The organism is Aeromicrobium sp. EU05-FHT14F07, assembly GCF_058790455.1.
In genome coordinates this window covers 149601-171056 of the sequence record NZ_JBYTCR010000005.1, presented here as the reverse complement: position 1 = coordinate 171056, position 21456 = coordinate 149601, and the positions used below count along the sequence as shown (strand labels likewise).

Genomic DNA, 21456 nt, shown 5'->3' with positions numbered 1-21456 from the left:
ATCTACACTATAGATTCGTCGTCGGCAGCGTCAGATGTGGAGAAGAGACAACCCCCCCCCCCCCACCGCACTCGCAGGAGGTGAGCCGTGGACGCCCTGACATCGAACGCCAGCCTGATCCTCGACGGCTTCTGGCAGACCCTGAAGCTTCTTGCGGCCTCCGGGCTGCTGGCCCTCGTCCTCGGCACGCTCGCGGGCGTCGCTCGCGTGTGCCCCATCGGCGTACTGCGCGGTGCCGCCGTCTCCTACGTGACCGTGTTCCGGAACTCGCCGCTGCTGGTGCTCATCTTTCTCACCTACTACGGCCTGCCACCCATCGGTATCGACTTCGGGTTCTTCGTCATGGTGTCGCTCGCGATGGGCGTCTACACGTCCGCGTTCGTCGCCGAGGCGATCCGCTCCGGCGTGAACGGCGTAGCCGTGGGACAGGCAGAGGCTGCGCGCTCGCTGGGCATGCCCTTCGGGTTGACGATGACGCAGGTGGTCCTGCCGCAGGCCTTCCGTGTCACGGTGCCGCCGCTGGCCAGCGTCTTCATCGCCCTCACCAAGAACACCTCTCTCGCTTCGGGTTTCGGCATCGCCGAGGCGACCTTTCGACTCAGTGGAGGCATCCGTGACTTCCCGGCGGACCGTTGGTGGCTGTTCGGCGGCATCGCCCTCGGCTACGTGCTCATCGTCGAGGTCATCTCCTTCGGGGCGAATCGCCTCGAGCGTCGATGGGCGGTGACGAGCCGATGACCGCCGTGCTCTTCGACGTCCCTGGCCCGCGCGCCCGTCGTCGTCACCGGATCATCGCGGTTCTCACGATGCTCGCCCTGCTCGGGATCGCGGCGATCATCATCTGGAAGCTCGAGGCCGAGGACCAGTTCACCGCGGCGCAGTGGGAGCCGTTCGTGACGCCTGCTCTCATGCGACTTCTGCTGGAGGGGCTCGGCTGGACCGTGCTCATCAGCGTCATGGCGATCGTGCCGGCCGTGCTCGTCGGCACTGTCCTCGGGGTGGGCAAGCTCTCTGACCACGGCTGGCTCCGCTGGCCAGCGTGGCTCGTCGTGGAGTTCTTTCGCGCCGTGCCGCTCCTGATGCTGATCATCTTCTTCTGGTCTCTGCAGGGGTTCCCGATCGGCGCGCTCCTCCCGCTGGTCCTCGGCCTGACCCTCTACAACGGGTCAGTGCTGGCGGAGGTGTTTCGCGCAGGCATCCAGGCCGTGCCTCACGGCCAGGCCGAGGCGGCGTACGCCCTCGGCATGCGCAAGACGCAGGTGATGAGGATCGTGCTGCTGCCACAGGCCGTGAGGATCATGCTGCCGTCAATCGTGAGCCAGTGCGTCGTCGTCCTGAAGGACACCAGTCTCGGTTTCTACATCCTGGCACCCGGTCTGACGTTCGCGGGACGAGAGCTCTGGCGCACCTTCAACAACTACCTGGCCGTGGCGATCGTCCTCATGGCGATCTACATCGCACTCAACCTGATCCTGACCTGGATCGCCACCATGTTGGAGCGTCGGCTGAGCGGCAGCGGAGCAGGCTCGGTACGGATCGTGGCCGGACAGGTCCAGACGTCCAACCCGAACTGACCTGACCTTGTCAGCGCTTCTTCGGCGTGACCCAGAGGTGGATGGTCCCGGCGACGGTGACCGTGCCGTCCTCCAGGGCCGCCGTGACGCGGACCGGGACGTCGGGACCGTCGGCCCACGCCTCGGGGTCGGACTCGGCGGTGCAGACGAGGTCGCCGGCGGACTTCGCCAGGTACTGCACGTCCATCCCCTTGGGCAGCCAACGGTGGTCGCTCGGGCAGGTCGCCTCGGCGAGCAGGCCCATGGCGGCCTCGAGACCGTTGCACGCGGCGATCGCGTGCACGGTCCCGATGTGGTTCTGCACGCTGCGGCGCTTAGGGATGGTGATCTGCGCGAAGTGCGGCTTCATCTCCTGCACCCGCAGGTGGATCGAGGCGAAGTAGGGCGCCTTCTGTCCGTAGAAGATCGAGAACAGGCGCTTGCCCTGCGGGAGCGCTGACATCTTCTGGTACACGTCGAGGGTGCTGGGCATGCGCGCGAGTCTAGGACGCTGACAGCGACGCTGTCTGCGTCGCCCGGCCGAGTGTGGCGAACCGCTCAGTAGGGTGAGGCCGTGAACCTGTCGATGACCTCGTACGCGCTGCTCGGTCTGCTGGCGTTCGACGACATGTCGCAGACCACGGGACTGACCGGCTACGAGCTGAAGCAGCGCGCGGACCGCACCCTCAAGTTCTACTGGACGTCGCCGGCGATGAGCCAGATCTACACCGAGCTCGACAAGCTGCTCGAGCGCGACCTCGTGCACGCGGTGGAGCACGTCGAGGGCCGCCGCACGACCCGTCGGTTCAGGATCAGCGAGGAAGGACGCAGCCAGGTCGAGCGCTGGTTGTCGGCCCCGGTCGACGACCCGTTCCCGGTGCTGAAGCACCCGGTGGCGCTGCGTCTGCTCATGGGCCACCTGACGTCGGCCGAGCACGTGCAGGAGATGCTCGAGGACTACCTGCTCCGACTCGCCGACCGGCGCCGTGAGCTCGAGGCCGTCCGCGAGCTGCTGGGCGACGTCGAGGAGGTGCGGTACGCCGCCCGGGTGGCCGAGTGGGGCTTGTCCTACTACGACAGCGAGCGGGAGATCGTCGAGCGCATCCGCCGCGACGTCGAGGAGCGCGGCTGATCCGCGCTCCTCGACGGGTCGCTCAGGTGGAGACCAGCGGGTCCCACGTGACGTCGGAGTCGTCGGCGTCGAGCTCCTCGCGGACGACGTCGAAGGCCACCTGCGGCGAGTAGCCCTTGCGGGCGAGCATGCCGGTGAGCCGGCGGATGCGAGTGGTGTCGTCGAGACCGCGCAGGGAGCGCAGTTTCTTCTGCACGAGCCGGTGCGCCGCCTGCCGTTCGGCGTCGGGGTCGACGTCGGCGAGCACGTCGCGCGCGACGTCGTCGGCGATGCCCTTGCGCCGCAGCTCGAGGGCCAGCACCTTGGTGGCGAGCCCCTTGCTGCGCGAGCGTGACTCGACCCAGGCGCGCGCGAACGCTGCGTCGTCGACGAGGCCGACCTCCTCGAAGCGGTCGAGCAGGCGGGTGGCGACGTCGTCGGGCACGTGCTTGCGGGCGAGTGCCTCGGCGAGCTCGGCGCGGCTGCGTGGCGAGTCGGTCAGCTTGTTCAGCAGGATGGTCCGGGCGACCGACTCGACGTCGGCGTCGGGGTCCTGCTGGACGTCACGCGGTGCGTCGGTCGGCGCCGGCGGCTCGTGTCCCCCGACCACGATCAGAACTCCGTGGCCGGCAGGTCGACGTCGTCGACCTCCTCGTCGAGCTGGGCGCCGACACCGAGGTGCTCCTTGACGCGCTTCTCGAGCTCCTCGGCGAGGTCGGGGTTGTCCTTGAGGAACTGGCGGGCGTTCTCCTTGCCCTGGCCGAGCTGGTCGCCCTCGTACGTGTACCAGGCGCCGGCCTTGCGGACCATGCCCGTCTCGACGCCGACGTCGATGAGGCTGCCCTCGCGGCTGATGCCCTGGCCGTACATGATGTCGAACTCGGCCTGCTTGAACGGCGGCGCGAGCTTGTTCTTGACGACCTTGACGCGGGTGCGGTTGCCGACCATGTCGGTGCCGTCCTTGAGCGTCTCGATGCGGCGCACGTCGAGGCGGACCGAGGCGTAGAACTTGAGCGCCTTGCCGCCCGTGGTGGTCTCGGGCGAGCCGAACATGACGCCGATCTTCTCGCGCAGCTGGTTGATGAAGATGGCGGTGGTGCCGGAGCCGTTGATGGCACCGGTCATCTTGCGCAGCGCCTGGCTCATGAGGCGGGCCTGGAGGCCGACGTGGCTGTCGCCCATCTCGCCGTCGATCTCGGCCCTGGGCACGAGGGCGGCGACGGAGTCGATGACGATGATGTCGAGCGCGCCGGAGCGGATGAGCATGTCGGCGATCTCGAGCGCCTGCTCGCCGGAGTCGGGCTGGGAGACCAGCAGCGCGTCGGTGTCGACGCCCAGCTTGCGCGCGTAGTCGGGGTCGAGCGCGTGCTCGGCGTCGATGAAGGCCGCGACGCCGCCGGCCTTCTGGGCGTTGGCCACGGCGTGCAGCGCGACCGTGGTCTTGCCCGAGGACTCCGGGCCGTAGATCTCGACGATGCGCCCGCGCGGCAGGCCGCCGATGCCGAGCGCGATGTCGAGGGCGGTGGCGCCGGTGGGGATGATGCTGACCGGGACCCGGCCCTTCTCACCGAGGCGCATGACGGCGCCCTTGCCGTAGTTGCGGTCGATCTGGGCGATCGCGTTGTCGATCGCCTTCTCGCGCTGGTCGCTCGTCACGGCGGTGACGGGCGCGAGGGGGGACTTGGGAGGCATGCGCTGGTCCGTTCTGCTCGGTGGGTGGCCGGTCGTCTACGACGCTAGGGGCCGCCTCAGACATCTGGAGCCTCGTCGACCCCGCCTGTGGACAGCGACGCCCTTCGCGTCAACCGTGTCCACCACCGTAGTACGAACACCTGTTCGAGTGCGTGCGACACGCCGGTGGGGTGGTGTGTCGTGCTGCTGCGTCGCCTGCCGTGGCCTTGCCGCTGCGCTGCCGCAGGGGGTCTGACCTTGCTGCTGCGCTGCCTCGGCTGGCGCTGGAGCTCGTCTCCGCAAGGGCCACCCGAAGGACGAACCCTTCCGACGCCACGCCGCTATCGGTGGATCCTCAACCTCAGGAGGGCTCTTGAGGGTGCGAATCCACCGATGGGGCCGGCAGTGGGGCGCGGCGCGGGCGCAGGGATCTGCGTTCGGGTGCCGGCTGGCGGACGATGCGTGTCGGGCGGAGGGTCGTGCGTCCTACACGGAGGACCCGGACGTGGAGGCGTCGTCCTGGGACGTGCTGCCGGACGGGTCCTGGCCGAGGCCGTCCGTGCCCGTGCCGTCCTGCGACGGGGGTGCGAGCCGGCCGTCGGGCGGGGTCGGAAGCTGACCGTCCTGCCCCATCGGACCGCCGGCGCCGCCCTGGCCGGTCGGACCACCCGGGGAGGTCGTGCCCGGCGAGGTCGTCGAGCCCTGGTCGGCGACGGCGTGGCCGGTGGCGAAGCCGCCGCCGAACAGGGCGGCGGCGAGCACCACCGCGCCGGCGGCGACGGCGGCAGGCCGGCGGCGTGGGCGCCCGGACCTCGGCTCGGCCTGCTCATCGTCGTGCTGCGCGAGCACGACCGTCTGCGGCGCGGTCGGGTGCTCGACGGTGTCGTCGACGTCGTGGCGGCGGATCGTGTCCGTGGTGCTCATCGTGGCTCCTTCGTCGGACCGCTCGGCCCGTGGACCTCCACGATGGTCGGGCAGCTTCGGCGCCCGCCGTGTCCTTCCTGTGCGGCGCCCGTGAGAGCAGCCGCCTCAGCGCTCGCGGGCCGGAAGCTCCAGGCTGGCGTGGACGGCTCGCCACACCACCTTGGGGTCGACGCCGGCCTCGAGGGCCTCGCTGGCCGTGCGGCCGTCGAGCTCGGCCATGACCTGCGTGGCGGCCCAGACCCGGGCGTACCCCGGGCCGAGGTGGAGGGTCATCCGCTCCCAGAACTCGCTGTGCCTCATCGCGGCCAGCATGCCACGCGACACCTGCCACCTGCCTGGGGGCCGTCAGCCCAGCCGTCAACCCAGCCGTCAACCCAGCGCGACGATCTCCGCGAGCAGCCGACGGTCGAGCGGACGGTCGGCGTGGATGATGCGGGCCGGGCCGTCGGCCCACGGCTCGACGTGGACCCGCTCGAGGCCGGCCTGCTCGCTCACGCGCCCCGACGCCGGGTTCGTCTCCATCGAGCGCGCGACGACGGGCCAGTCGGGCTGCGTGCGGTGCGCAGCCCCCACGGCGACGCTCGCGACCCACGTGCCGAGGCCGTGGCCCCAGACGCTGGGGGCGAGCCGGAAGCCCAGGTTCCACCAGCCGCCGCGGGGCGTCACCCCACCGGTCCCGACGACGTCACCGCGCACGGTGACGGCCCACTCCCCCAGGCCGCTCTCCTGCCAGTCGCGCTCGGCCCGCTCCGCCAGGGCGACGCTGCGCCCACGGTCGGTGAAGACGCCCTCCGGGAAGTGCCGCCAGGTCTCGGGATCGGAGTACACGGCGTGCACGGCGTCGACGTCGCCGAGCACCAGCGGGCGCAGACCCCAGTCGGACGGGTTCACCGCGAGACCACCGCGGAACCTGTCGTCGCACCCATGCTGCCCCCTGTTCGTCGTGCGTCCTGCCCGCCAGCATGGCAGGCGGGGTCGGTGCCACGGATGCCAGGCTTGACCCTCACGCGGCGTGAGGCTGCAGGGTGGTCGACGAACCCATCCCGAGGACGAGGAGGAGAACGATGGAGGACGGCCTCTACACGGTCGGCCGGCTGGCCCGACTCGCCGGCGTGACGGTGCGGACGTTGCACCACTACGGCGAGATCGGCTTGCTCGAGCCGAGCGAGCGGAGTGCGGCGGGCTACCGCCTGTACGACGCCGACGACGTGGAGCGGCTCACCCGCATCCTCTACTACCGCGACCTCGGGTTCGGGCTCGACGACGTCACCGCCCTCCTGGACGGTGACACCGACCCGGCCGACCACCTGCGAGACCAGCACCGGCTGCTCAGCGAGCAGCTCACCCGGATGCAGGGGCTCGTGGCGGCCATCGAACGAGAGCTGGAGGCACACATGTCAGGGATCAGGTTGACGCCCGAGGAGCAGCTGGAGGTCTTCGGGGAGTCGTGGGACCCCGCGTACCGGGACGAGGCGCAGGAGCGTTGGGGCGAGACCCCGGCGTGGGCGCAGAGCCAGGAGCGCACGCGGTCCTGGACGAAGGAGGACTGGCAGGAGGTCAAGGAGCGCACCGACGCGCTGGAGCGACGGCTCGTCGAGGCCTTCACGGCCGGGGTGCAGCCCGGCTCCGAGCGGGCCGACGCGCTCGCGGAGGACCATCGAGCCGAGCTGAACCGGTTCTACGAGGCCGACCACGCACTGCAGCGAGGCGTCGTCACGTTCACGACCAGTGACGAGCGGTTCAGAGCACGGTACGAGGCCCTGGCGCCGGGACTGTCCGACTGGATCCGGGCGATCGTCGAGGCGAACGCGGACCGGCACACGTGACGAGCCGGCCCGGCGGGGTGGTCGGTCGGCGGCTCAGGCCGCGGAGGCCGACACCTCGCCGGGGGCGATCGACGAGACGCTCGCCAGGTCGGTGGCCTCCTCGATGGCCAGCAGCGTGCTGACGTCGAGCAGGACCTTGCTCAGCGGGACGTCGAGCGCGGCGGCGAGGGCTGCGAGCAGCTCCGAGCTGGGCTCCTTCTGCCCGCGCTCCACCTCGGAGATGTAGCCGAGCGAGACCCGCGCCTTGGCGGACACGTCGCGCAGCGTGAGCCCCTGGGCGACCCGGCGGGCGCGCAGCACCTCACCGACCAGCTGCCTCATGGCGGTCATGGTCCACCTCCTCCGCGTGGGTCACGTCAGGATCAACGTCGCTCGTCCGGAGGTGATTCCCCGGCCTCGAGACCCGTCCTACTCACAGAGCCTAGCGACCAAGGACGACAACGCCGCACCGACCGTCCCCCGACGGACGGCGTCGCGGTCACCGTCGAGGTGCAGCGGCTCGGACTGCAGGCGGTGGCCGGGCCCGTCGAGACCGACGAAGACCGTTCCTGCCGGCTTGTCCTCGCTCAGTCCTGGGCCGGCCACGCCCGTCGTCGAGAGGCCCCAGTCCGCGTCGAGCAGGCGCCGGACGTGGTCGGCCATCTGCACGGCCGTGCCCGGGTCGACGGCACCGCGCTCGGCCAGGAGCCCGGCGTCGACGCCGAGCACGTCGCGCTTGACCCGCGTCGCGTACGACACGACTCCGCCGACGACGACGTCGGACGCGCCCGGCACGTCGACCAGGGCCGCGCACAGCAGGCCCCCGGTGAGGGACTCCGCGCAGGCGATCGTCTCGCCCCGCTCGCGCAGGAGCCGGACGACCTCGACCGCGGCCGGCAGCGGCGTCACGCCGCGCTCTTCGCGTCCCGTCGCAGGACGATCGCGTCACGGACGTACTGGACGGCCGTGACGACCGTGATGACGAGGGCGGCGGCCATGAGGAGGTGCGTGACCCAGCGCAGCACGTCGCTCGCCGTGTTGTCCCAGAGCTCGAACGGCAGGACGTAGCCGCCGATCGCGAGCGCCTGGAGCGTCGTCTTGATCTTGCCGCCCTGGCTCGCGGGCATGACGCCGTACTTCTTCACCACGAACCGCATGAGGGTGATCCCCCACTCGCGCACGAGCAGGACGACGGTCACCCACCACCACAGGACGCCGATGATCGACAGACCGACGAACGCCATGCCGGTGAGGGCCTTGTCGGCGATCGGGTCGGCCAGCTTGCCGAAGTTGGTGACCAGGTTGTGCTTGCGGGCGAGGTCGCCGTCGATCCGGTCGGTGACCATCAGCAGGGCGAACGCGACCCAGGCCCAGACGCGCGTCGAGACGTCCTGGCCGTCCTGCGTGAGCAGCAGCCAGCCGAACAGCGGCACACCCAGGATGCGTACGACCGTGAGGGCGTTGGCGATGTTCAGGTTGCTCGGGACGTGCTGGGGGTCCTGCTGGTGGCTGGCGTGGGCCGGCTCCATGGGTGCCTCTCGCTCGCGGGACGGACGGTTCAGTATGCCCCACCGCGTCGACGGGCGATCTCCTCGCGAGCCTCCTCGACCGAGACCGTGGTCCCGAGACCCAGCGGCGCGGTGTGGATGCGTCGACCGTCGGGGCTGATCACCTTCACCCGGGGGTCGAGCAGACCGTCGCGCGGCTCGACCCGGATGTCGGCCATCTCGCTCCACAGCAGACCCACCCAGCCGTCACCGTCGCGCATCCGCACCCCGTGCGCGTCGGCCACGAACAGCGGCGTGCGAGCGTCGCGCACCCCCTGCAGCACCGTGAGCGCGAGGAAGAGCAGGACACCGCCCGGGACCCAGAGGGCGGTGTCGTCGCGCTCCCAGGCGAGGAAGCCGAAGCCCGCACCCACGGCCAGTGCGGCGAGCCCGACCACCAGGTAGAGCAGCGCGCGACGTCGGATCTCGAACGGCGGGTCGTCGACGACCTCGTCCTGGAGCGGCTCGAGACGCTCGGTGCTCACGGCCATCACCTCATCCTGCGCTGATCGACGCCAGGACGTCGTCGAGGTCGTCGGGCTTCACGAGCACGTCGCGCGCCTTGGAGCCCTCGCTGGGCCCGACGACGCCGCGGCTCTCCATGATGTCCATGAGGCGTCCGGCCTTCGCGAAGCCGACCCGCAGCTTGCGCTGCAGCATCGACGTCGAGCCGAACTGCGTGGTGACGACCAGCTCGACGGCCTGCAGCACGAGGTCGAGGTCGTCGCCGATGTCGTCGTCGAGGTCGCGCGCGGCCTGCGCCGGGGCGGTGACGTCCTCGCGGTAGCTGGGCTGCAGCTGCTCCTTGCAGTGCTTCACCACCTCCGCGATCTCCGCCTCGGTGATCCAGGCACCCTGCATGCGCATGGCCTTGTTCGCGCCCATCGGCAGGAAGAGACCGTCACCCTGGCCGACCAGCTTCTCGGCTCCGGGCTGGTCGAGGATGACCCGGCTGTCGGCGAGCGAGCTCGTGGCGAACGCCAGGCGGCTCGGCACGTTGGCCTTGATCAGGCCGGTGACGACGTCGACGCTGGGTCGCTGCGTGGCGAGCACCAGGTGGATGCCCGCCGCACGGGCGAGCTGCGTGATGCGCACGACGGAGTCCTCGACGTCGCGCGGAGCGACCATCATGAGGTCCGCGAGCTCGTCGACGACGACCAGCAGGTACGGGTAGGGCGTGAGGACGCGCTCGCTGCCGGGCGGCGCCTGGAGCGACCCCGCACGGACCGCCTTGTTGAAGTCGTCGACGTGCCGGAAGCCGAAGTTGGCGAGGTCGTCGTAGCGCATGTCCATCTCGCGCACGACCCACTGCAGCGCCTCGGCCGCCTTCTTCGGGTTGGTGATGATCGGCGTGATGAGGTGCGGGATGCCCTCGTAGGCGGTCAGCTCGACCCGCTTGGGGTCGACCATGATCATCCGCACCTCGTCGGGCGTGGAGCGCATGAGCAGCGACGCGATCATCGAGTTCACGAAGCTCGACTTGCCGGACCCGGTGGCGCCGGCCACGAGCAGGTGCGGCATCTTCGCCAGGTTCGCGACGACGAACCCGCCCTCGACGTCCTTGCCGAGGCCGATGACCATCGGGTGGTGGTCACCGCGCGCCTTGGCCGAGCGCAGCACGTCGCCGAGGGAGACCATCTCCTTGTCGACGTTCGGGATCTCGACGCCGATCGCCGACTTGCCGGGGATCGGGCTGAGGATGCGGACCTCGTTGGACGCGACCGCGTAGGAGATGTTCTTGCTGAGCGCGGTGACCTTCTCGACCTTGACGGCCGGACCGAGCTCCACCTCGTAGCGCGTGACCGTCGGCCCGCGGGTGTACCCCGTGACCTGCGCGTCGATCTGGAACTGCTCCAGCACCTCGGTGAGCCGCTCCACGACCTCGTCGGAGGCGGCCGACCGTGCCTTGTGCGGGCTGCCCTCGCGCAGGACGGTGGAGTCGGGCAGCGCGTACACGACGTCGCCGGACAGCGACAGCTGCTCGGCGCGAGCCGGGAGCGGCTCGAGGGGCGGAAGGACGACGTCGGCGGGGTCCTCGGTCTCGGCGATCGGTGCGTCGGGCGCCGACGCGGCGGCTGCTGCGGCTGCCTCGGCCTCGGCCTCGGCGGCCTTCTCGGCCCTGCGTCGCTGCCGGGCCGACACCTGACGGTCCTCGTCGGGTCCGTCGACGAGCGGGTTCTCGTAGGGCTCGTCCGGCACCGTGCGCGGGTGACGCCTGCGCGGCGCGTCGGTCGGCTCCGCCGGCTCGGCCGAGCGGCCGAGGGCCTTGTCGCGGGCCTCGCGGAGCCGGGTGGGCACCGCGTGCAGCGGGGTGGCCGTCACGACCAGCAGACCGAAGAGGACCAGGAGCACCAGGATGGGCGCGACCGTGAACGGCGAGCGCAGGAGGTCGACGGGGATGGCCGAGAAGAGGAATCCGACCGCTCCCCCGGCGTCGCGGACGGCGGGCATGTCGTCGGGGCGAGGCACGCCGTGCGCGAGGTGGACGAGGCCGAGCACGCCGCCGCTCATGGCGGACCAGCCGATCACCTGCCGCCCGACGGGACCGTTGCGGTCGGGGTGACGCAGGGTGCGCCACGCGATGACGGCGAGCACGATGGGCACCGCCCACGCGAGCAGACCCACCGAGCCTGTGGTCGCGGCGCGGACGCCGTCGGCGACGGCGCCGGGCACCTGCCACCAGACCGACGCGGCCACGACGATCGCGAGCGCGACGATGCCGAAGCCGACACCGTCACGCCGCTGCTCGGGCTCGAGCTCGGCCGCGGAGTGTCCGATGCTGCGGGCGACGGCACCGACCGCGCCGGCGACGCCGAGCCAGAGGGCCGTCAGGGCACGTGCGACGCCCCCGACGACGACCGCGACCGGACCGGGGCCCGTGCGCGGGGCAGGCTTGCGTGCCGCGGGCTTGCGCTTCGCGGTGCTGGAGGCAGGCTTCTTGCGGGCCTGGCTGCCGGACGGCCGCTTGCGCGGCGGGGAAGACGTGCGGGTCGCCATGGCGAGAGCCTAAACCACAGGTCGAGGGTCGAGCGGCTCCCACGCCGAGGGGCGTGGCACGTGCGTTCGTGTCAGAGGGCCGGGACGCCGAGGCCGAGGGCCTGGTGGAACCGCGTGAGGACGAGGTCGACGACGCGACGGTCCGGGATGCCGCCGTCGAGCACGGGGGCCGTCACCAGGTCGGCGCCGCTCTGACGCAGCTGGTCGGCGTCGCGCCCGGGTGTGAGCACGTAGGAGGCCACCACGACCCGGCGCCCGTAGGCGCGGGCGATGTCGACGGCGTCGGACAGCGGCGTGTCCTTGCCGCCGATCGACCCGACGTGCACCGGACCGCCCCAGACGGCGCTCACCAGACGCGCCATGCGCGAGTAGCCGCTGATCGCCCCGTCGTTCTCCGAGCCGGAGACGCCCAGCACGATCGTGTCGTCCTTGCGGGCACCGGCCTCGATGAGTCGCTGCACGGCCAGCTCGGCCAGCGTCCAGTCCGGGCCGAGTGCCGGGGCGACGACCAGGTCCGGGTCGTGCCCGCGGGCCAGCTCGAGCGCCGTGGCCACCTCGCTGTGCGGCACGAGCGTCAGCGGCACCGCCACACGCACGGGCGGGTAGGTCTCGTCGTGGCTCATGATCTCGACGGGCGTGTCACGCACGTCCACCGACGGGGCGTCACGACGCACGGCGCTGATCAGCGCCTGCAGCGCCGCGCGCTCGGCGACCCCCGCATGGCCGGAGGAACAGGCCAGGAGCGCCTCGTCGGAACGTCGAATCACCACGGGCGACTCCCCCTCACTGCCGGAACCGGTGCACGGCCGGCAGCGACGTGCGTAACGTCGCCGCCGGCCGCAACCGGTGTCCCACCACGGTTCGGCCCCGCGCCGAACTCTTAACCATGAGGTTAGGCAGCCTGTGTTTCGCGCCCAGCGCCCTCGCGTTTCGGGCGCGTAACAGTCCGCGGGACCTTCGTCAGGCCTCGAGGACGATGGGGATGATCATCGGACGGCGCCTCAGCTTGCGGCCCGCGAAGGAGCCGAGGACACGCCGCACGACCTGCTGGAGCTGCTTGGTGTCGTGGGTGCCGTCGCGCAGCGACTGCTCGATGGCGTCGACGATGCGAGGGGTGACCTCGTCGAACACCGACGGGTCCTCGGCGAGTCCGCGCGCCTGGATCTCCGGGCCGCTGACGATCTTGCCGTTGGTCGAGTCGACCACGATGACGACGGAGATGAAGCCCTCGTCGCGCAGAATCCGGCGGTCCTTCAGCTCGCTGTCGGTGATCTCGCCGACCGAGGAGCCGTCGACGTACACGTAGCCGCACTCGACCGCGCCGACGATCGACGCGTGGCCGTCGACGAGGTCGATCACGTAGCCGTCCTCGGCGAGAAGGACGTTCGGCACACCGGTCTGCGTGGCGAGCGCACCGTTGGCGTGCAGGTGACGGATCTCGCCGTGCACCGGCAGCACGTTCGACGGCTTGACGATGTTGTAGCAGTAGAGGAGCTCGCCGGCGGACGCGTGCCCCGAGACGTGCACGAGCGCGTTGCCCTTGTGCACGACCCGCGCGCCCAGCTTCGTCAGACCGTCGATCACGCGGTAGACCGCGTTCTCGTTGCCCGGGATCAGCGACGACGCCAGCAGCACCGTGTCGCCGGGCTCCAGGCTCACCTGCTGGTGGCTGCGGTTCGCGATGCGCGACAGCGCCGCCATGGGCTCGCCCTGCGAGCCCGTGGACATGAGCACCATCTTCTCCGGCGGCGCGGCGTCGATCTTGTCGACGACGACGCCGTCGGGCACGTGCAGGTAGCCGAGGTCGCGCGCGATCTGCATGTTGCGGACCATCGACCGGCCCACGTACGCGACCTTGCGGCCGTGCTTCGCCGCGGCGTCGAGCACCTGCTGCACGCGGTGCACGTGCGAGGCGAAGGAGGCGACGATGATCCGCTGCCGGCTCGACGCGAACACCGCGTCGATCGCCGGGGTGATGTTGCGCTCGGCGACCGTGAACCCCGGGACGTCGGCGTTGGTCGAGTCGGTGAGGAAGAGGTCGACGCCGGCCTCGCCGAGGCGGGCGAAGGCCCGCAGGTCGGTGATGCGGCCGTCGAGCGGCAGCTGATCCATCTTGAAGTCGCCGGTGTGCAGCGCGACGCCCGCGGGCGTCTTGACCGCCACGGCGAGCGCGTCGGGGATGGAGTGGTTGACCGCGACGAACTCCAGCTCGAACGGCCCCAGGTTCAGGACGTCGTTCTCCGCGACCACGTGCTGCGGCACGTCGCGCAGCCGGTGCTCGCGCAGCTTCGGCTCGACCAGCGCGAGCGTCAGCTTCGAGCCGACCACCGGGATGTTGCCGCGCTCGCGCAGCAGGTACGGCACGCCGCCGATGTGGTCCTCGTGCCCGTGCGTGAGCACCACGGCCACGATGTCGTCGAGCCGGTCACGGATGGGACCGAAGTCGGGAAGGATGAGGTCGACGCCCGGGTGGTGCTCCTCGGGGAACAGCACCCCACAGTCGACGACCAGGAGCTTGCCGCCGAACTCGAAGACGGTCATGTTGCGACCGATCTCTCCGAGGCCACCGAGCGGGATGACGCGCAGGCCCTCGGGGTCGAGAGCGGGGGGCGGGCCGAGCTCGGTGTGCATGTGACTCACGAAATGTCCTCCAGGAGGTGTGAAGCCGCGAGGCCGTCGCGCACCAGCGCGACCTCCTCGTCGGTGGCGGGAAGGAGCGGGGGTCGCACCGTGCGGTGCTCGAGGACCCCCAGGAGCTGAAGGGCGGCCTTGGCCGTGATGGCGCCCTGGGTGTGCGTCATGATGGCGCGGACCGCTGGCACCAGACGCTCGTTGACGGCGCGCGCGGTGACCAGGTCACCCGCGTCGACCGCGCGGACCATCTGCGCGTACTGATCGCCCGCGACGTGGCCGACGACGCTGACGATGCCGGCCGCGCCCACGGCGAGCCAGGCGAGGTTGAGCGAGTCGTCACCGGAGTAGATCCGCAGGCCCAGCTGGCTCTGCAGCCAGGCGCCGCGCTCCAGGTCGCCCACGGCGTCCTTGACCGCGACGACGAGCGGGTCCGTGACCAGCTCGGCGTACGTGCTCTCGGCGATCTGCACCCCCGTGCGCCCCGGGATGTCGTACAGGAGCACCGGGAGGTCCTCGCCCGCACGCGTCACCTGGCGCACGTGCTCGACGATGCCGGACTGCGGCGGCTTGCTGTAGTACGGCGTGACGAGCAGCAGACCATGGGCGCCCACCTTGCGCGCCCCCTGCGCCAGCTCGACGCTGTGCCGGGTGTCGTTCGTGCCGACCCCGGCCACGATCGTGGCGCGGTCGCCGACCGCCTCGAGGACCGCCGCCAGCAGACGCGCGTCCTCCTCCCCCGTCGTCGTCGGCGACTCGCCGGTCGTGCCACTCACGACGAGGCCGTCGTGGCCGTGGTCGACCAGGTGCGTCGCGAGCTTCTGCGCCGCCTCCACGTCGAGGGCCCCGTCGGGGGTGAACGGCGTGACCATGGCGGTCAGGACGCGGCCGAACGGTGCGGCCTCGCTGGCGAGCGGGGAGGTCATGGACCGAGGTTACCGCTGACCGACCCCAGCAGCCCCGCCGCACCTGCGTCATTCGCCGCCCACGGCCCGGCACCCCCGCCGTACCCCTTGCCGCCCACGGCCCGGCACCCCTGCCGTACCCCTTGCCGCCCACGGCCCGGCACCCCCCGGGGCCGCTACCGTCGGCGCATGACGTCGCACGAGCTCGACCGTGCCGTCGCCTCCACCGTGGGCGACGACGGGCACCGCCACCTGACCCTCACCGCGGACTGGAACACGCCCAACGGCACCGCGAACGGCGGGTACGTGCTCGCCATCCTCGCGCGTGCGGTGCTCGACGAGGCCCGCACGAGCGCACCCGACCACCCCGACCTGCTCACCGTCTCGGTGAGCTACTTCAAGCCGCCGACCCCCGGACCGGGCTCCGTCGAGGTGACCACCCTGCGGGTCGGCCGCCGCGTCTCGGTGCACCAGGCCGTCCTGCAGCAGGGAGGCCGCGCGGTCGCCCACGCCGTGATCTCCCTGCACGACTGGGACGCGGCCGGCACCGTCGAGCACCTTCCCCACGACGCCCCCGCAGTGCCCGGACCAGACGCCAGCACCGACCTGTCGCCGTTCATCCCGACGGGCGCGGTGCCCATCGTCGAGCGCTACGAGTCCCGTGCTCCCGAGGTGCCGGGGTGGCTGCGCGGCGAGCCGTCCGGTGTCGCGGAGGCGACCGTCTGGATCCGACCGAAGGACGGCCGTCGGGTCGACGCCCTCGCGGCGGCCGCGATCGTCGACGGGTACCCGCCGGTCACGGCCGAGCTCGGCCACCTCGCGTCCGCCACGGTCCAGCTCACCGTCCATCTGCGACGTCGGCCCGACAGCGCCTGGGCGCTGCTGCACGTCACCACGCGCCACGTCCAGCAGGGCTACCACGACGAGGACGTGGAGCTGTGGGACGAGCAGGGCCGGCTCGTGGCCCAGAGCCGTCAGCTGGCCGTGCTGTCCTGAGGGCGGGCTCGGTCGACCGCGGCGTCAAGCGCACGACCCGCCCCCACCACCGCGACGGCGGTCAGCAGCACGAGCGCCCCGGCGAGGGTCGCCGCCAGCGGGTCGTCCACGACCAGCTGCGGGATGGCCCGCTGCGGCACGAGCGACGCCGCCGCGCCGGCGCCGACCAGACCGATCCAGTTGCCGGTCATCGCAGCCCGGTGGTCACGGATCCGACCCTGTCGAGCGCCGACGATCCCGAGGGGCACGGTGACCAGCGTGACCACCGACAGGGCGTGCAGCACGCTGAAGTGCCCGGGTCGGATCTCCTGGATCCAGAACGACGTGACCGCGACGTACAGGATCGCGACCACCCACACCCGTCCGGCCAGCCGGTGACCTCGCGTGCCGCGCGGCCCCAGGAAGAGCTGCCAGAACCCGACGACCAGGGCGAGCAGGGCGGCGAAGGCGTGCGTGGCGACGAGCGGCGTCATGGTGTCTCCGGTCGGAGGATCTCGAGCAGCGGGTCGGTGACGGCGCGGACCTGGTCGGCCGTGACGTCCGTCGCCTCCAGGAGCCGCCCGAACGCGTCCTCCAGCAGCGCCCCGCCGTCGGCGACGAGCCGCTCCCCCGCCTCGGTCAGCGTGAGCGCGCTGCGATTCCCCGTGCCCGGCGTTCGCGCGGCCGTCAGCAGCCCGGCCTCGGAGAGGGCGCGGACCATACGGCTCGCCGCAGGGGCCGAGACCTCCTGGACGGCGGCGAGCTCGGCCTGTGTCGGCGTGCCGAGCGCCTGCACCGTGACGAGCGTGAGGAAGCGGGCGTAGCTCGTGCCGTGGGCCGCGCGCAGCATCTCGTCGGCCGCCGCGTCGAGGGCGGCGACGAGCGTGTGCAGCCGGTAGGCCGGCTGTCGGGGGTCGTACGTCACCCCAGCATCATGAGGCGGTTAACTTAACTGTGTCAAGATGCTTGCACGTACGTGACCACGTCGAACGGCACGCGCTCGGGCTCCGGACCGACGTACGGCACCCGTCCGACCTCGTCCCACGCCTCCCAGTCCAGCCGCGGGAAGAAGGCGTCGCCGTCCGGCGAGGCTGCCACGCGGGTCACGACCATGGCGTCGACGAGTCCCTGCTCCAGCGCCTGCGCGTACACCTGCGCCCCGCCCACGAGGAACACCTCCTCGTCGAGCTCCTGCGCCGTGCCCAACGCCTCCTCGAGCGACGCGGCGACGAGCACGTCGTCGCCGTGGGGCCCGGCAGACCAGTCCGGGTCGCGGGTCAGGACCACGGTGGTACGACCAGGGAGGGGTCGACCGATGGACTCGTAGGTGGTCCGCCCCATGACCATCGGGTGGCCGAGCGTGAGGCGCTTGAAGTGGGCGAGGTCCTCGGGAAGGCGCCACGGCAGCGCGCCGTCGACCCCGATGACCCGGTTCGCGCCCATCGCGACGACGAGCGTGAGGCTCATACCGCGATCGGCGCCTTGATGCCCGGGTGCGGGTCGTAGCCGGTGACCTTGATCGCGTCGAAGTCGAAGCCATCGATGCTGGTGACCGACGGGTCGAGCCAGAGCTCCGGCAGCGGCCGCGGGTCGCGCTCCAGCTGCAGCCGCGCCTGGTCGAGGTGGTTGAGGTACAGGTGGGCGTCGCCGAACGTGTGCACGAAGTCGCCGACGCGCAGACCCGCGACCTGCGCCACCATGTGCGTGAGCAGTGCGTAGGAGGCGATGTTGAACGGGACACCGAGGAAGACGTCGGCCGAGCGCTGGTAGAGCTGGCAGGACAGCCGACCGGGTCCGCCGTCGTCGGCCGGGGCCACGTAGAACTGGAAGAAGGCGTGGCACGGCGCGAGCGCCATGTCGGGCAGATCGGCGACGTTCCAGGCGCTGACGATGTGCCGCCGGGAGTCGGGGTCGGCCTTCAGCGCCTCGACGACCTGCGCGAGCTGGTCGATGGTCGCACCGGACGGCGTCGGCCAGCTCCGCCACTGGTGCCCGTAGACCGGACCGAGGTCGCCGTCTTCGTCGGCCCACTCGTCCCAGATCGTGATGCCGTGCTCCCGCAGCCACGCGGTGTTGGTGTCGCCGCGGACGAACCACAGCAGCTCGCCGACGACCGACCGGAGGTGGATCTTCTTCGTGGTGACGAGCGGGAACCCCTCGGAGAGGTCGAAGCGCATCTGGTGGCCGAACACGCTGAGCGTGCCGGTGCCGGTGCGGTCGCCCTTCTCGACCCCCTCGTCGAGGACGCGGCGGACGAGATCGAGGTAGGCCTGCATGACTCGCAGGATACTCGCCCCCACGACCGTCCCGGTCGTGCGAGACTCTGGGCGTGCCCCTCGCCGAGTACGAGGCCTCGCCCCAGGAGGTCCGCCGTTTCGCCCTCCTGCAGATCGTCCTGACCGCCGCCTTCGTGACGCTGATCTTCCTGGCGCTGGGCGGCACCGACGCGGACCTGCCGCCGTGGTGGCTGCTCGGCGTGCTCGCGCTCGGACTGGTCGCCGCAGCGGTGCTGTCCGAGCGCGTGTGGCTGCAGTCGTCGCCGCTGGACCCCGAGGCGGACCCCGCCGAGAACCAGCGACGCGCCGTCGGCGTCTTCGCCGCCCAGACGGTCCGCAAGCTCGTCTTCTGCGAGACCGTCGTGCTGGTGTCCATCCTGGTCGCGTTCATCGGCTCCTGGGGAGGGTGGACGATCCTGCTCGTCGGCGTCCCCGGTCTCTTCCTGCTCGGCTGGGAGACCTGGCCGGGACTGCGGAACCTGTCCATGACGGCCGCCATGCTGGACGCCCAGGGCGCCGACTCGAGGCTGGTCGAGAGCTTCCGGTCCTGGTGAGAGGGCTTGGAGCCCGAGCGACGTCCGGTCCATACTGGGCGCCGAGCGGGATCAGTGGCCCGGCGGTCGTCACCGTCCCCGCGGGTGGGGTTCGACTCCCCTGGTCGGCCCCCGCCCCGACCACCCGAGAGGACCATCGTGAACATCACCGTCCAGCCCCACGAGCGCGTGCTCGTGCACCGCGACGGCGCCCTGGTCGCGGTCCTGCACCCGAGCTGTGCCGCGCGGTGAGCGGCGCCGACGTCAGCGTCCGGCTGGCCTGGCCGGACGACGCACCGGCCATCGCCAGGATGCAGCGCTCCGCGTGGGGTGCTGCCCTCGGCGACGTCCCCGACGTCGACCTCGCGCCGGCCTGGGCCCGGCTGCTGACCTCCCCGCCCGACGCGCGGGCCCGCGTGCTGGTGGCCCTCGAGCAGGCGTCGGTGCGCGGAGTCGTGTTCGTGCACCCGTGCCACGACCCGGACGCCGACCGGGTCGCCGACGGCGAGGTCGGCGAGCTGCTCGTCGACCCCGGGCACCGCGACGCGGGGCACGGCTCGCGACTGCTCCAGGCAGCGGTCGACACCCTGCGGGCGGACGGCTTCGCGCGGGCACGCTGGTGGGTGCCGACCACCGACGACCGGCTGCGCGCGTTCGTCGTCGGTACCGGCTGGACGGCCGACGGGGCACACCGCGAGCTCGCCGACGAGTCGGGTGGTCGCACGGTCAAGCAGGTCCGGCTCGTCACGTCCCTCGTCGAGGCATGAGCGACGCGGACGCTGCGGGGCCGGCGGCTCGGCGTCGTGTCGTTGCGGACTCCCTCGGGGTCGGCGTGGCGACCGGCGCCTACGGCGTCTCGTTCGGCGCGCTGGGCACCACGTCGGGGCTCGACGTGCTGCAGACCTGCGTGCTGTCCCTGCTCGCGTTCACGGGTGCGTCGCAGTTCGCCTTCATCGGCGTCGTGGCGGCGGGAGGAGCGCCGGTCACCGGGGCGGTGACGTCGGTGCTGCTCGGGTCACGCAACCTGTTCTACGGCCTGAGCATCGCGTCGGTGCTGCGCCTCCGCGGGGTGCGACGGGCGCTCGGTGCGCACCTCGTGATCGACGAGTCGACCGCCGTCGCCCTCGCCCAGCGCGACCCCGCCCTCGGACGGCTGGGGTTCTGGTGGACGGGCACGTCGGTCTTCGTGCTCTGGAACCTGTCCACGCTGCTGGGTGCCCTCGCCGGGACCGCGATCGGCGATCCGCGCGCCTACGGCCTCGACGCCGCCGTCGGCGCCGCGTTCCTGGGCCTGCTCTGGCCGCGTCTGGACGGACCTCTCCCCCGCCTCGTCGCGCTCTGCGGCGCCGCCGTGGCCGCCGGCCTGGTGCCGGTCACGCCCGCCGGGCTGCCGATCATCGGCGGCGGGGCGGTCGCGGTGGCCGTCGGCCTGCTCGTCGGGGCGCGGAGGTGAGCGCTCTGTGGGTGGGCATCGTCCTCACGTGCGTCGGCTGCTACGTGCTGAAGGTCGCCGGACTGTCCGTCCCCGACCGCGTGCTCGAGCACGCGACGACGCAGCGTGCGGTCGGTCTGATCCCCGTGGGGCTGCTCGGCGCCCTGGTGGCCGTGCAGGTGCTGGCCGACGGGCCCCGGCTCGCGGTCGACGCGCGGCTCGCGGGCCTGGGGGTGGCGGCCGTGCTCCTGGCGCTGCGCGTGCCGTTCCTGCCGATGGTCGTCGCCGCGGCCCTCACGGCGGCGCTGCTGCGGCTCTGAGCCGGGCGGCGACGGCGCTCAGTCGAGTCCGAGCACCGCGTCGAGCCCCACGGTGACACCGGGCCGGTCCGCCACGTGCCGGACGGCCGCGACGACGCCGGGCATGAACGACTCACGGGTCGAGGAGTCGTGGCGCAGCGACAGGACCTCTCCCTCCCCACCGAGGAGCACCTCCTGCGACGCGACGAAGCCGCGCGAGCGCACGGCGTGCACGGTGATGCCGTCGACCTTCGCGCCGCGGGCCCCGTCGGGGTCGGTGGTGGTCGCGTCGGGCACCGCGGCCGAGCCGGCCTCGGCGCGCGCCGCAGCCACCAGCTCGGCGGTGCGCACGGCCGTGCCCGACGGCGCGTCGACCTTCGCGGGGTGGTGCATCTCGATGATCTCGACGGACTCGAAGAAGGGAGCGGCGGTCGCGGCGAAGCGCATGAGGAGCACCGCGCCGATCGAGAAGTTCGGGACCACCAGCACGCTCGCTCCGGAGCGCTGCTCGACCGCGTCCTGCACCGACCGCAGCCGGTCGCCGTCGAAGCCGGAGGTGCCGACGACGACGTGCACCCCCTGCTCCACGCACCACAGCACCTGGTCGAGCGCGACGTCGGGAGTCGTGAAGACGAGCGCGACGTCGGCCCGGTGCTCCGTGACCTGCTCCAGCGCGTCGCCCACGTCGACCCGGGCGACGACCTCGAGGCCCTCGGCCGCCTCCAGCGCCGTCACCGACGTCGATCCCATGCGCCCCTGGGCGCCCAGCACGGCTACGCGAGTCGTCATGCGCCCAG

General features: G+C 71.8%; 28 protein-coding genes. 9 read left to right on the top strand and 19 right to left on the bottom strand.

Features of this window, described 5'->3' with window-relative positions; translation table 11 throughout:
• The first annotated feature begins 87 nt into the window (after positions 1 to 87).
• Positions 88 to 738, top strand: coding sequence for an amino acid ABC transporter permease (locus tag AC3WRM_RS07180; protein WP_492247826.1), 651 nt, complete (start codon positions 88 to 90; stop codon positions 736 to 738).
• Complete coding sequence (locus AC3WRM_RS07175; RefSeq protein WP_492247825.1) at positions 735 to 1574, top strand: amino acid ABC transporter permease; 840 nt, start codon at positions 735 to 737, stop codon at positions 1572 to 1574. The genes AC3WRM_RS07180 and AC3WRM_RS07175 overlap by 4 nt, the downstream gene beginning before the upstream one ends.
• Before the next feature lie 10 nt (positions 1575 to 1584).
• On the opposite strand, the gene AC3WRM_RS07170 is transcribed toward AC3WRM_RS07175, so the two are convergent.
• Positions 1585 to 2046 (bottom strand): hotdog fold domain-containing protein, encoded by a 462-nt coding sequence (locus AC3WRM_RS07170; protein WP_492247824.1) that lies wholly within the window; start codon positions 2044 to 2046, stop codon positions 1585 to 1587.
• Positions 2047 to 2127: 81 nt separating this feature from the next.
• On the opposite strand from AC3WRM_RS07170, the gene AC3WRM_RS07165 reads away from it, so the two are divergent.
• The gene (locus AC3WRM_RS07165) at positions 2128 to 2685 is read left to right on the top strand and encodes a PadR family transcriptional regulator (protein ID WP_492247823.1); all 558 of its coding nucleotides are present in this window, start codon (positions 2128 to 2130) and stop codon (positions 2683 to 2685) included.
• Positions 2686 to 2707: 22 nt separating this feature from the next.
• Here AC3WRM_RS07165 and AC3WRM_RS07160 read toward each other — a convergent pair whose 3' ends face one another.
• The 5 genes from AC3WRM_RS07160 to AC3WRM_RS07140 form a co-directional block, all read right to left on the bottom strand.
• Positions 2708 to 3274 carry a regulatory protein RecX gene (locus AC3WRM_RS07160; protein ID WP_492247822.1) on the bottom strand — a complete coding sequence of 189 codons (567 nt, stop codon included), beginning with the start codon at positions 3272 to 3274 and terminating at the stop codon, positions 2708 to 2710.
• 2 nt (positions 3275 to 3276) lie between these two features.
• On the bottom strand, positions 3277 to 4356 hold the full coding sequence (gene recA, locus AC3WRM_RS07155; protein WP_492247821.1) for a recombinase RecA: 1080 nt from the start codon (positions 4354 to 4356) through the stop codon (positions 3277 to 3279).
• Positions 4357 to 4821: 465 nt separating this feature from the next.
• Entirely contained in the window at positions 4822 to 5259 is a 438-nt protein-coding gene (locus AC3WRM_RS07150; protein WP_492247820.1) for a hypothetical protein, read from the bottom strand.
• Between the two features lie 105 nt (positions 5260 to 5364).
• Positions 5365 to 5559 (bottom strand): DUF3046 domain-containing protein, encoded by a 195-nt coding sequence (locus AC3WRM_RS07145; RefSeq protein ID WP_067861477.1) that lies wholly within the window; start codon positions 5557 to 5559, stop codon positions 5365 to 5367.
• 69 nt (positions 5560 to 5628) lie between these two features.
• Positions 5629 to 6150, bottom strand: coding sequence for a GNAT family N-acetyltransferase (locus AC3WRM_RS07140; RefSeq protein ID WP_492247819.1), 522 nt, complete (start codon positions 6148 to 6150; stop codon positions 5629 to 5631).
• A gap of 173 nt (positions 6151 to 6323) precedes the next feature.
• Here AC3WRM_RS07140 and AC3WRM_RS07135 point away from each other — a divergent pair, with 173 nt between their 5' ends.
• On the top strand, positions 6324 to 7085 hold the full coding sequence (locus tag AC3WRM_RS07135) for a MerR family transcriptional regulator (protein ID WP_492247818.1): 762 nt from the start codon (positions 6324 to 6326) through the stop codon (positions 7083 to 7085).
• Between the two features lie 33 nt (positions 7086 to 7118).
• Here AC3WRM_RS07135 and AC3WRM_RS07130 read toward each other — a convergent pair whose 3' ends face one another.
• The 8 genes from AC3WRM_RS07130 to dapA form a co-directional block, all read right to left on the bottom strand.
• A complete protein-coding gene (locus tag AC3WRM_RS07130; RefSeq protein WP_492247817.1) occupies positions 7119 to 7415 on the bottom strand; it encodes a helix-turn-helix domain-containing protein in 297 nt (98 codons plus the stop codon).
• A 78-nt stretch (positions 7416 to 7493) separates the two neighbouring features.
• Positions 7494 to 7973 (bottom strand): CinA family protein, encoded by a 480-nt coding sequence (locus AC3WRM_RS07125; RefSeq protein ID WP_492247816.1) that lies wholly within the window; start codon positions 7971 to 7973, stop codon positions 7494 to 7496.
• Positions 7970 to 8593, bottom strand: coding sequence for a CDP-diacylglycerol--glycerol-3-phosphate 3-phosphatidyltransferase (gene pgsA / locus AC3WRM_RS07120; protein ID WP_492247815.1), 624 nt, complete (start codon positions 8591 to 8593; stop codon positions 7970 to 7972). The genes AC3WRM_RS07125 and pgsA overlap by 4 nt, the downstream gene beginning before the upstream one ends.
• 29 nt (positions 8594 to 8622) lie before the next feature.
• Positions 8623 to 9102 carry a hypothetical protein gene (locus AC3WRM_RS07115; RefSeq protein ID WP_492247814.1) on the bottom strand — a complete coding sequence of 160 codons (480 nt, stop codon included), beginning with the start codon at positions 9100 to 9102 and terminating at the stop codon, positions 8623 to 8625.
• 4 nt (positions 9103 to 9106) lie between these two features.
• Positions 9107 to 11608, bottom strand: coding sequence for an FtsK/SpoIIIE family DNA translocase (locus AC3WRM_RS07110; RefSeq protein ID WP_492247813.1), 2502 nt, complete (start codon positions 11606 to 11608; stop codon positions 9107 to 9109).
• A 71-nt stretch (positions 11609 to 11679) separates the two neighbouring features.
• Entirely contained in the window at positions 11680 to 12378 is a 699-nt protein-coding gene (locus AC3WRM_RS07105) for a sirohydrochlorin chelatase (protein WP_492247812.1), read from the bottom strand.
• Between the two features lie 190 nt (positions 12379 to 12568).
• Entirely contained in the window at positions 12569 to 14248 is a 1680-nt protein-coding gene (locus AC3WRM_RS07100; protein ID WP_492247811.1) for a ribonuclease J, read from the bottom strand.
• Complete coding sequence (gene dapA / locus AC3WRM_RS07095) at positions 14245 to 15165, bottom strand: 4-hydroxy-tetrahydrodipicolinate synthase (RefSeq protein WP_492247810.1); 921 nt, start codon at positions 15163 to 15165, stop codon at positions 14245 to 14247. Before dapA ends, AC3WRM_RS07100 begins: the two co-directional genes overlap by 4 nt.
• Before the next feature lie 168 nt (positions 15166 to 15333).
• Here dapA and AC3WRM_RS07090 point away from each other — a divergent pair, with 168 nt between their 5' ends.
• Entirely contained in the window at positions 15334 to 16140 is an 807-nt protein-coding gene (locus AC3WRM_RS07090; RefSeq protein WP_492247809.1) for a thioesterase family protein, read from the top strand.
• Here the strand turns inward: AC3WRM_RS07090 and AC3WRM_RS07085 are convergent.
• From AC3WRM_RS07085 to AC3WRM_RS07070, 4 genes are read right to left on the bottom strand one after another with little or no spacing between them, the layout of a single operon-like run.
• A complete protein-coding gene (locus AC3WRM_RS07085) occupies positions 16119 to 16613 on the bottom strand; it encodes a DUF2306 domain-containing protein (RefSeq protein ID WP_492247808.1) in 495 nt (164 codons plus the stop codon). The two genes, AC3WRM_RS07090 and AC3WRM_RS07085, sit on opposite strands and share 22 nt — an antisense overlap.
• Entirely contained in the window at positions 16610 to 17044 is a 435-nt protein-coding gene (locus AC3WRM_RS07080) for a MarR family winged helix-turn-helix transcriptional regulator (RefSeq protein ID WP_492247807.1), read from the bottom strand. Before AC3WRM_RS07080 ends, AC3WRM_RS07085 begins: the two co-directional genes overlap by 4 nt.
• Before the next feature lie 32 nt (positions 17045 to 17076).
• Positions 17077 to 17586 carry a dihydrofolate reductase gene (locus AC3WRM_RS07075; RefSeq protein ID WP_492247806.1) on the bottom strand — a complete coding sequence of 170 codons (510 nt, stop codon included), beginning with the start codon at positions 17584 to 17586 and terminating at the stop codon, positions 17077 to 17079.
• Positions 17583 to 18395, bottom strand: a complete 813-nt coding sequence (locus tag AC3WRM_RS07070; protein ID WP_492247805.1) for a thymidylate synthase — start codon at positions 18393 to 18395, stop codon at positions 17583 to 17585. The genes AC3WRM_RS07075 and AC3WRM_RS07070 overlap by 4 nt, the downstream gene beginning before the upstream one ends.
• A gap of 53 nt (positions 18396 to 18448) precedes the next feature.
• Here AC3WRM_RS07070 and AC3WRM_RS07065 point away from each other — a divergent pair, with 53 nt between their 5' ends.
• The 4 genes from AC3WRM_RS07065 to AC3WRM_RS07050 all read left to right on the top strand — a co-directional run bounded on the left by AC3WRM_RS07065 (position 18449) and on the right by AC3WRM_RS07050 (position 20680).
• Entirely contained in the window at positions 18449 to 18949 is a 501-nt protein-coding gene (locus AC3WRM_RS07065) for a hypothetical protein (RefSeq protein WP_492247804.1), read from the top strand.
• A gap of 227 nt (positions 18950 to 19176) precedes the next feature.
• A complete protein-coding gene (locus AC3WRM_RS07060) occupies positions 19177 to 19695 on the top strand; it encodes a GNAT family N-acetyltransferase (RefSeq protein ID WP_492247803.1) in 519 nt (172 codons plus the stop codon).
• Positions 19692 to 20381 carry an AzlC family ABC transporter permease gene (locus tag AC3WRM_RS07055; protein ID WP_492247802.1) on the top strand — a complete coding sequence of 230 codons (690 nt, stop codon included), beginning with the start codon at positions 19692 to 19694 and terminating at the stop codon, positions 20379 to 20381. The genes AC3WRM_RS07060 and AC3WRM_RS07055 overlap by 4 nt, the downstream gene beginning before the upstream one ends.
• Entirely contained in the window at positions 20378 to 20680 is a 303-nt protein-coding gene (locus AC3WRM_RS07050) for an AzlD domain-containing protein (RefSeq protein ID WP_492247801.1), read from the top strand. The genes AC3WRM_RS07055 and AC3WRM_RS07050 overlap by 4 nt, the downstream gene beginning before the upstream one ends.
• 18 nt (positions 20681 to 20698) lie before the next feature.
• Here AC3WRM_RS07050 and dapB read toward each other — a convergent pair whose 3' ends face one another.
• Positions 20699 to 21448, bottom strand: a complete 750-nt coding sequence (dapB, locus tag AC3WRM_RS07045; protein WP_492247800.1) for a 4-hydroxy-tetrahydrodipicolinate reductase — start codon at positions 21446 to 21448, stop codon at positions 20699 to 20701.
• Between the last annotated feature and the right edge of the window lie 8 nt (positions 21449 to 21456).

Coding starts and splice junctions, on each gene's coding strand:
- AC3WRM_RS07175 (WP_492247825.1), top strand. CDS start 735: ATGACCGCCGTGCTCTTCGACGTCCCTGGCCCGCGCGCCCGTCGTCGT.
- AC3WRM_RS07170 (WP_492247824.1), bottom strand. CDS start 2,046: ATGCCCAGCACCCTCGACGTGTACCAGAAGATGTCAGCGCTCCCGCAG.
- recA (WP_492247821.1), bottom strand. CDS start 4,356: ATGCCTCCCAAGTCCCCCCTCGCGCCCGTCACCGCCGTGACGAGCGAC.
- AC3WRM_RS07150 (WP_492247820.1), bottom strand. CDS start 5,259: ATGAGCACCACGGACACGATCCGCCGCCACGACGTCGACGACACCGTC.
- AC3WRM_RS07145 (WP_067861477.1), bottom strand. CDS start 5,559: ATGAGGCACAGCGAGTTCTGGGAGCGGATGACCCTCCACCTCGGCCCG.
- AC3WRM_RS07135 (WP_492247818.1), top strand. CDS start 6,324: ATGGAGGACGGCCTCTACACGGTCGGCCGGCTGGCCCGACTCGCCGGC.
- AC3WRM_RS07130 (WP_492247817.1), bottom strand. CDS start 7,415: ATGACCGCCATGAGGCAGCTGGTCGGTGAGGTGCTGCGCGCCCGCCGG.
- pgsA (WP_492247815.1), bottom strand. CDS start 8,593: ATGGAGCCGGCCCACGCCAGCCACCAGCAGGACCCCCAGCACGTCCCG.
- AC3WRM_RS07115 (WP_492247814.1), bottom strand. CDS start 9,102: ATGGCCGTGAGCACCGAGCGTCTCGAGCCGCTCCAGGACGAGGTCGTC.
- AC3WRM_RS07110 (WP_492247813.1), bottom strand. CDS start 11,608: ATGGCGACCCGCACGTCTTCCCCGCCGCGCAAGCGGCCGTCCGGCAGC.
- dapA (WP_492247810.1), bottom strand. CDS start 15,165: ATGACCTCCCCGCTCGCCAGCGAGGCCGCACCGTTCGGCCGCGTCCTG.
- AC3WRM_RS07090 (WP_492247809.1), top strand. CDS start 15,334: ATGACGTCGCACGAGCTCGACCGTGCCGTCGCCTCCACCGTGGGCGAC.
- AC3WRM_RS07085 (WP_492247808.1), bottom strand. CDS start 16,613: ATGACGCCGCTCGTCGCCACGCACGCCTTCGCCGCCCTGCTCGCCCTG.
- AC3WRM_RS07075 (WP_492247806.1), bottom strand. CDS start 17,586: ATGAGCCTCACGCTCGTCGTCGCGATGGGCGCGAACCGGGTCATCGGG.
- AC3WRM_RS07070 (WP_492247805.1), bottom strand. CDS start 18,395: ATGCAGGCCTACCTCGATCTCGTCCGCCGCGTCCTCGACGAGGGGGTC.
- AC3WRM_RS07055 (WP_492247802.1), top strand. CDS start 19,692: ATGAGCGACGCGGACGCTGCGGGGCCGGCGGCTCGGCGTCGTGTCGTT.
- dapB (WP_492247800.1), bottom strand. CDS start 21,448: ATGACGACTCGCGTAGCCGTGCTGGGCGCCCAGGGGCGCATGGGATCG.